This is a genomic window from uncultured Candidatus Puniceispirillum sp. (assembly GCF_963979125.1).
Taxonomy (GTDB): domain Bacteria; phylum Pseudomonadota; class Alphaproteobacteria; order Puniceispirillales; family Puniceispirillaceae; genus Puniceispirillum.
The window spans coordinates 1-7,600 of sequence record NZ_CAXBVX010000094.1; the positions used below are offsets into that span (position 1 = coordinate 1).

The 7,600-nt window shown below is 50.8% G+C and carries 6 protein-coding genes and 1 pseudogene; 2 read left to right on the plus strand and 5 right to left on the minus strand.

Features of this window, described 5'->3' with window-relative positions; all coding sequences use genetic code 11:
- The 5 genes and pseudogenes from ABNT28_RS08925 to ABNT28_RS08945 all read right to left on the minus strand — a co-directional run.
- Positions 1 to 568 (minus strand): annotated as a pseudogene (locus ABNT28_RS08925) (F0F1 ATP synthase subunit beta); the annotation flags it as partial.
- A gap of 106 nt (positions 569 to 674) precedes the next feature.
- On the minus strand, positions 675 to 1,550 hold the full coding sequence (locus ABNT28_RS08930) for a F0F1 ATP synthase subunit gamma (protein WP_332924111.1): 876 nt from the start codon (positions 1,548 to 1,550) through the stop codon (positions 675 to 677).
- Positions 1,551 to 1,600: 50 nt separating this feature from the next.
- Entirely contained in the window at positions 1,601 to 3,136 is a 1,536-nt protein-coding gene (atpA, locus tag ABNT28_RS08935; protein WP_348721420.1) for a F0F1 ATP synthase subunit alpha, read from the minus strand.
- Positions 3,136 to 3,759, minus strand: coding sequence for a F0F1 ATP synthase subunit delta (locus ABNT28_RS08940; RefSeq protein ID WP_332924109.1), 624 nt, complete (start codon positions 3,757 to 3,759; stop codon positions 3,136 to 3,138). Before ABNT28_RS08940 ends, atpA begins: the two co-directional genes overlap by 1 nt.
- A 123-nt stretch (positions 3,760 to 3,882) precedes the next feature.
- Positions 3,883 to 6,132 carry a primosomal protein N' gene (locus ABNT28_RS08945; protein ID WP_332924108.1) on the minus strand — a complete coding sequence of 750 codons (2,250 nt, stop codon included), beginning with the start codon at positions 6,130 to 6,132 and terminating at the stop codon, positions 3,883 to 3,885.
- Positions 6,133 to 6,246: 114 nt separating this feature from the next.
- Here ABNT28_RS08945 and fsa point away from each other — a divergent pair, with 114 nt between their 5' ends.
- Positions 6,247 to 6,900 carry a fructose-6-phosphate aldolase gene (gene fsa, locus ABNT28_RS08950; protein ID WP_332924107.1) on the plus strand — a complete coding sequence of 218 codons (654 nt, stop codon included), beginning with the start codon at positions 6,247 to 6,249 and terminating at the stop codon, positions 6,898 to 6,900.
- 15 nt (positions 6,901 to 6,915) lie between these two features.
- On the plus strand, positions 6,916 to 7,600 hold a 685-nt coding region (locus ABNT28_RS08955), incomplete at its 3' end, for a DUF484 family protein (RefSeq protein WP_348721421.1).

The following is a 7,600-nucleotide window of genomic DNA, read 5'->3' on the forward strand; positions in this document are numbered from 1 at the left end:
TACCTTCACGCGTACGCTCACCAACACCGGCAAACACTGAATAACCACCATGCGCTTTCGCGACATTATTGATCAATTCCATAATCAAAACGGTTTTACCAACACCGGCACCACCAAACAGACCAATTTTACCACCCTTTGCATAAGGCGCGAGCAAATCAACAACCTTGATGCCTGTTACCAGAATTTCGGCTTCGGTTGACTGGTCAACGTAATCAGGCGCTGCCCGGTGAATTGGATAATGCTTTTTCGACTTAACTGGCTTGCCTTCGTCAACAGGCTCACCAATAACATTCAGGATACGTCCCAATGTTTCTGGGCCAACAGGCACTGTAATAGGTGCCCCTGTATCCGTTGCGTCAGCGCCACGAACTAGACCCTCGGTCGCATCCATAGCAATGGTTCTGACTGATGACTCACCAAGATGCTGCGCGACCTCAAGAACAAGGCGCTGGCCGTTATTATCGACCTCAAGCGCGTTCTGTATTGCGGGCAGACTACCATCAAATTGCACATCGACGACCGCGCCGATTACCTGACTGACTTTACCAACTGATTTTGTTGCCATGGTTATGTTACTCCGGGCTAAATCCGTATCTGGGCATCATTACCCGACCGGGTTGTTCCTAATCAAAATATGTTACGCGTCTTCAAACTATTATTCACAAAGCTGTTTAAACAGCTTCAGCACCCGAGATGATTTCGATCAGTTCTTTGGTGATCGTCGCCTGTCGTGTGCGGTTATAAATCAATGTAAGCCGATCAATCAGATCACCAGCATTACGTGTTGCATTATCCATTGCGGTCATTCGCGCGGCCAGTTCGGACGCTGATGATTCAAGCAGCGAGCTGTAGATTTGCGTCGAAATACCACGCGGAAGCAAGGCATTCAGCAGCTCTTCTTCTTCCGGCTCATATTCATAGCTGACACTCAACATGTCCGATTCTGCCGACATGTCAATCTGTGCTGGAATAAGCTGTGTCAGGGTAACTTCCTGTGCAATAACGCTTTTGAACTTGTTATAGATGATCGAACAAACGTCAAATTCACCAGCTTCAAATCCGTCACGGATTGTCTTGCCAATCGAATCGGCATCACCATAAGACACTGAAGTGCCCTGAATACCTTCAAGCGACTCCATATATATATCGCCAAGTTCGCGGCGTAACGCATCGGCTGATTTTCGGCCAACCATAAATAACTTGACCGTTTTATTTTCGGCACGAAGACGAGCAACCTCGTTACGTGTCGCGCGCGTGATAGATCCGTTAAACCCACCACAAAGACCACGGTCAGCTGACATAACAACCAGCAGATGTGTCTGTTCTTTACCATTGCCAACCAGCAATGCAGGCGCGGATTCCTTATTCGCTTTTGACGCCAGGCCTGAGATCACCTGCCCCATACGTGTTGCATAAGGACGTCCAGCCTCAGCAGATTCCTGTGCCCGACGCAATTTTGCCGCCGCCACCATTTTCATGGCGGCAGTGATTTTCTGCGTGGACTTGACGCTTTTAATCCGCGTCTTCAGATCCTGTAATGATGCCATCGGCTAAACTCCCCCCAACGGGTATTAAGTTCGGGTTTCCGGTTCGACGCTTATGAAAAGCTTTTCTGAAAGGCTTCGATTGCCGCCGCCAGTTTGGCTTCGGTATCGTCAGATAGCTTTTGCTCTTGCTGAATCGTTTTCAAAACATCTGCTGCGGTGCTACGAAGATGGTCAAGAAGACCGGCTTCAAAGCGCCCAATATCGGCAACCTCGATTGAATCAAGATAACCTTTCACGCCAGCAAAGATAACAGCAACCTGTTCTTCAATCTGCATGGGGCTATATTGTGGTTGCTTCAGCAATTCGGTCAGACGGGCGCCACGCGCAAGCAATGCACGTGTAGATGCGTCCATATCTGATGCGAACTGGGCAAAAGCGGCCATTTCACGATATTGCGCCAATTCCAGCTTAATCGAACCAGCAACCTGCTTCATTGCCTTGATCTGTGCGGCAGAACCCACACGGCTTACAGACAGACCAACATTCACTGCCGGACGAATACCTTTATAGAACAATTCAGTCTCAAGGAAAATCTGGCCATCGGTGATTGAAATCACATTCGTAGGAATATAGGCAGACACGTCACCAGCTTGGGTTTCAATAACAGGCAACGCTGTCAATGATCCTGAACCATTCTTTTCATTTAGCTTGGCTGAACGTTCCAGAAGGCGTGAATGCAAATAGAAAACGTCACCTGGATAGGCTTCACGGCCTGGCGGACGACGAAGCAACAAGCTCATCTGTCGATAGGCAACAGCCTGCTTTGACAAATCGTCATAAACAACCAAGGCATGCATACCATTATCGCGGAAATATTCACCCATAGCACAAGCTGTATAAGGGGCAAGGAACTGCATAGGCGCTGGATCCGACGCTGTTGCCGCAACAACAATCGTATAGTCTAGTGCACCTTGTTCTTCCAGCGAGCGCACAATCTGCGCAACAGTTGACCGCTTCTGGCCAACAGCAACATAGATACAGAACAGCTTTTTCGAATCATCCTTGCCAGCCGCTTCATTGACTGACTTCTGATTGATAAAAGCGTCAATCGCGATTGCGGTTTTGCCTGTCTGGCGGTCACCAATGATCAGCTCACGCTGGCCACGACCAACAGGGATCAAGCTATCGATTGCTTTCAGACCTGTTTGCATCGGCTCATGCACCGACTGGCGTGGCATGATACCGGGGGCTTTCACCTCAACACGGCTACGCTTAACATCTTTAAGCGGGCCTTTGCCATCAATCGGGTTACCCAGCGCATCAACAACACGACCAAGCAAGCCGCGACCCGTTGGCGTATCGACAATCGATGCGGTACGACGCACAACGTCGCCTTCACGGATCGAACGGTCATCTCCGAAGATAACAATACCAACATTGTCTGATTCGAGGTTAAGCGCCATGCCTTTAACGCCGCTTTCGAATTCGACCATCTCACCGGCCTGAACCTCATCAAGTCCATGCACACGGGCAATACCGTCTCCGACAGACAGCACACGGCCGACTTCGGCAACTTCGGCTTCACTCCCGAAATTGGCAATTTGATCTTTGAGGATCGCTGAAATTTCAGCCGCACGAATATCCATCACGCTACACCCTTCATGGCTGTTTCTAGCCTGCTAAGTTTTGTTTTGATTGACGTATCAATCATTCGAGACCCAATCCGCACAACCAATCCCCCGATAAGAGATGGATCAACACGCATTGAAAGCGATAATTTGTCGCTACCAGCTAGGCTGGCAACTGCCTTTTCGACACTAGCCTTGCGGTTAGCGTCAAGTTCAACAGCCGAAACGACCTCCGCCGAGATTTGACCTTGGCGGCGCGCATGTTCATCAAGGAACACACTAATAATTTTAAGAAGCACATGCAGGCGGCCATTTTCGGCCAATGTACCAAGAAACTTTACTGTCAGCGCATTAGCACCGGCTTTTTCAGTGATCGCCGTAATGCCAGCCTGCTGTTCACCGCGGGTGAGTGCTGGCGATGAAATAAGCATTTTCATGTCGTCATTTTCGCCGACAAGCTTTGCCAGATCAGTCAGATCAGCCACGATTTCTTTAATATTACCGGTATCTTCAGCCAATGCATAAAGTGCACCAGCATAACGACCTGCAAGACCTGTTGCGCCTGAACTCAAAGACTTACCCTCATCCTGATAAGATACGAACAACTTTATGATGCCTACAGTCAATAGGGGCAAACCCATCAGACTTTTATGACGCCTTGGGTGCTATCATAGCCCTAGCCGAAACGCAAGCATTCAACAGCTTAAAAATGCGTCATATCGGCAACCACATGACCAAAATAGGCGCGTATTTCAAAAACAATTTTACAGAAAATTATAGGGATCAATATCAATCTGCAATTTTACCCCTGAATCTGGCTTAAAGTCAGCCAGCCAATCGCGCAAAATCCCTTGAATATCCACCGATCTATCGGTGCGGATCAGCAAACGCCCCCGATGCCGCCCTTTCAGGAAACCTATGGGGGCAATCGCCGGACCAAAAATATCAACACTGGTAAAATGTGGTCTGGACTGATCGAGGCGACGTAACGTCGCATGAAGCCGTTTTTCATCATGTGACGACAGAATCAGCGCCGCCAGCTGTCCTGACGGTGGCATACCAGCCAAGGATCGCGCATGCGCCTCCATCGATAAAAAGGCATCACGCTTGCCCTCAAGCAAACAGGCAAGCACCTGATTTTCGGGATCAAGCGTTTGCAACATCGCTTCTCCAGGGCGCGATTCGCGGCCTGCACGGCCTGCCACTTGCGATAACATCTGAAATGTGCGTTCAGCGGCGCGCAAATCACCTCCTGCCAGCCCCAGATCGGCATCAACAACACCAACCAATGTCAGATTGGGAAAATGATGCCCTTTGGCAACCATCTGCGTACCGATGATAATATCGACATCCCCATCAATGACCGACTGGATAAAGGCTTCGGCAGCCTTTGGAGTGCCGACTGTATCACTCGAAAGCACAGCAAAGCGGGCATCAGGAAATCGCCACAGCACTTCTTCGGCAAGCCGTTCGACGCCAGGGCCGCACGCTTGCATCGTATCTGTCTGTCCACAGGCTGTACAATGATTGCTTGGTCGGGTCTGATGCCCGCAATGATGACAACGAAGTCGCCCTGATAATTTATGCGCAACCATCCAGCTATCACAATTTGGACATGTTAATTTATGCCCGCAACTGCCACACAATGTCAGCGGCGCATAGCCGCGCCGGTTCAAAAACAGCAAGGATTGTTCACCCGCTTCCAACCGTGCTGCGATCGCATCCACCAGCGGTGGTGACAGCCAGCGCCCACGTTCAGGTGGCGTCTGGCGCAAATCAATAGCGGTCATCACGGGCAAGGCCGCCCCATGGATACGGTTCGGCAAGCCGACATGCTGATAGCGCGGGGTTTCACCTGTCTTGCCAGCATTCACCCAGCTTTCCAGCGATGGCGTCGCTGATGCCAGAATAATTGGGCATCGTTGTATATGCGCGCGCACCACCGCCATGTCACGTGCTTGATAGATTGTCTGGTCTTCCTGCTTATAGGCATGGTCATGTTCTTCATCGACAACAATCAAACCCAGATTGGAAAACGGCAGAAACAATGCTGAACGCGCGCCAACAACCAGTTTAGCGTCACCTGAAAGTACATAGCGCCATGCCCTGCGTTTCTGGCTATTGCCGATATCCGAATGCCATTCGACAGGGGCAACGCCAAAGCGGCGCTCAAACCGCGCTCGCCAGCCGCTTGATAGCGCAATTTCCGGTAACAGGATCAAAACCTGCTGGCCGGCGTCCAGCACCGTCTTGACCGCTTCAAAATAGACTTCGGTTTTGCCAGATCCCGTAACACCATCAAGCAGAAAAGGGTGAAATCCGTTGCCACAGGCCGCCACCATCATATCGGCGGCATTTTGCTGATCATCGGTCAATGTCAGACTGGGAAGATCAGTTTGCGGTGGCGCAGGTGGGCGATCAGCCGAAACCTGCATCGAGGTCAGCATATCTGCCTTGGCCATCGCACTGATCACACTGGTGCCTACATCAGCAACGCGCGCAAGTTCGGTGGCTGTCATCGCGCCCGCTTCGCCCAGAACATCATGTACCTGCTGGCGTGCCTGCGTAACCCTGACACCGTCTGGAATTATTTTAGCTTTGCTAAACAAGGTGGTTTGCGGCGGTGTCTGTAAAGCACGCGGCTGGCTTAGTACCATTTTTACCACGGCGCCAATCGGTGCCAATGTCCAGGCCGCAACGCGTTCGATAAAACTGACAAATGCCGCATCCAACGCAGGTAGCGGTGCCACCGCGTTAATGGCTTTCAATTTTTCCGGTGCCACATCACCTGTGCCAATGCCCAGCACAATTCCAGCCACAAGCCGGCCACCAAAAGGCACCGTAACAATGGTGCCGCGGCTAACCCCCCAATCCGTTTGATGCCCCACCTTGCGTTGCAGATAATCATAAGCACCAGCAATCGGTACCGCCACGGCAACCGAAACCGTTTCCGATGTCAGAATACTGGGCATCTGGCTATTGTGATCTGCACTATTATCGGGGCTTTTCAACATAGGCCTATCATGGTTATAGATTTGCAAGCTTCCTTGGGATAAACTGCGGCCACAACCGTTAAATCGCAAGAGTTAAATCGCGGGCGGCATTCTTTGTCTTTAAAGGTAAACCAGATGAAAATTTTTCTCGATAGTGCTGATGTTGCTGAAATCGCAACCTACATAAAAACGGGCTTTGTTGATGGTGTCACAACCAACCCGTCGCTAATAGCCAAATCTGGCCGCAACATCATCGAAACCATTGCCGAAATCTGTGACATGACTGACGGACCTGTTAGCGCCGAAGTGGCTGCCATGGATTTTGACACGATGCTGGCCGAAGGCCGCAAACTGGCTAAAATCGCCAAGAATGTTGCCGTCAAAGTGCCGCTAACCGAAGCTGGTCTGATGACCTGTCGTGCCTTGGCTGATGCGGACACCAAAGTCAATGTCACCTTGTGTTTTACGACTGGACAGGCCTTGCTTGCCGCCAAGGCAGGGGCTGCCTTTATCTCGCCTTTTGTCGGGCGGCTTGATGATCTGGGCGCCGATGGCATGGGGCTGATTGAGGAAATCTGCACCATCTACAATAATTATGACATGCAGACCGAAGTGCTTGTCGCTTCGGTGCGCAGTACCCAGCATGTGGTTGACGCGGCTTTAATGGGTGCTGATGTTGTTACAATCCCCCCAAAAATTCTGGGGGCTTTATATAAACACCCACTCACCGACAAAGGGCTTGATGCTTTCATGGCGGACTGGGCGGGAACAGGTCAATCGATTCTCTAGCAAACGGTTTTAACGATGCCATCTGATCAATCCGGATATCAGCCTACCGCCGAAGATGTTTTACGCTATCTCAGCGAAAATCCTGATTTTCTGGATAAGCATATGCGCGATCTAAAGTCTGATGCAGACGCACCGGATCGCGTCAATATTGTTGATCTGACGCCCGCGATTGCCGCCCGCGCGCGCAAAGAAGCCCAGCGTCTGTCCAAGGCCAATGAATCGCTGATCCATGTTGCCTCTGAAAATATGGTTAATTGGCAACGCCTTCATCACGCCACGCTGGCCTTGCTGGCAAGCACCGACATTGCAGGCATGTGCGAAGCCATTACCCAGGAATTTCCGACGATCTTTGATCTGCGCTTTTGTCGGCTGTTTATCGAACGTGAAAGCGTTCTGCAATTTGCCCGACAAAGTGACATCATTGTTGTACCTGCCGCGAAGATAGATGACGCTATCGAGGGACAAACACTGTTTCTGGGCCCGCCTGGCGACGTCGCAAAATCCAGCTTAAAACTAAGCGCGCCATCGGTTGCGATTATCCGGCTTCCCGATCAGCTTGCCGAGCCTATGTCACGTTGCGTTTTGGCGCTTGGCGGCAAGACTGAAACCAGTTTCCAGCCCAATCTTGGGACTGACTTATTGATATTGCTGGCCGAAATGCTGGCTGTAACTATGGCAGCACGGCTGGAATATGAAATTA

Coding starts and splice junctions, on each gene's coding strand:
- ABNT28_RS08930 (WP_332924111.1), bottom strand. CDS start 1,550: ATGGCATCATTACAGGATCTGAAGACGCGGATTAAAAGCGTCAAGTCC.
- atpA (WP_348721420.1), bottom strand. CDS start 3,136: ATGGATATTCGTGCGGCTGAAATTTCAGCGATCCTCAAAGATCAAATT.
- ABNT28_RS08940 (WP_332924109.1), bottom strand. CDS start 3,759: ATGGGTTTGCCCCTATTGACTGTAGGCATCATAAAGTTGTTCGTATCT.
- ABNT28_RS08945 (WP_332924108.1), bottom strand. CDS start 6,132: ATGTTGAAAAGCCCCGATAATAGTGCAGATCACAATAGCCAGATGCCC.
- fsa (WP_332924107.1), top strand. CDS start 6,247: ATGAAAATTTTTCTCGATAGTGCTGATGTTGCTGAAATCGCAACCTAC.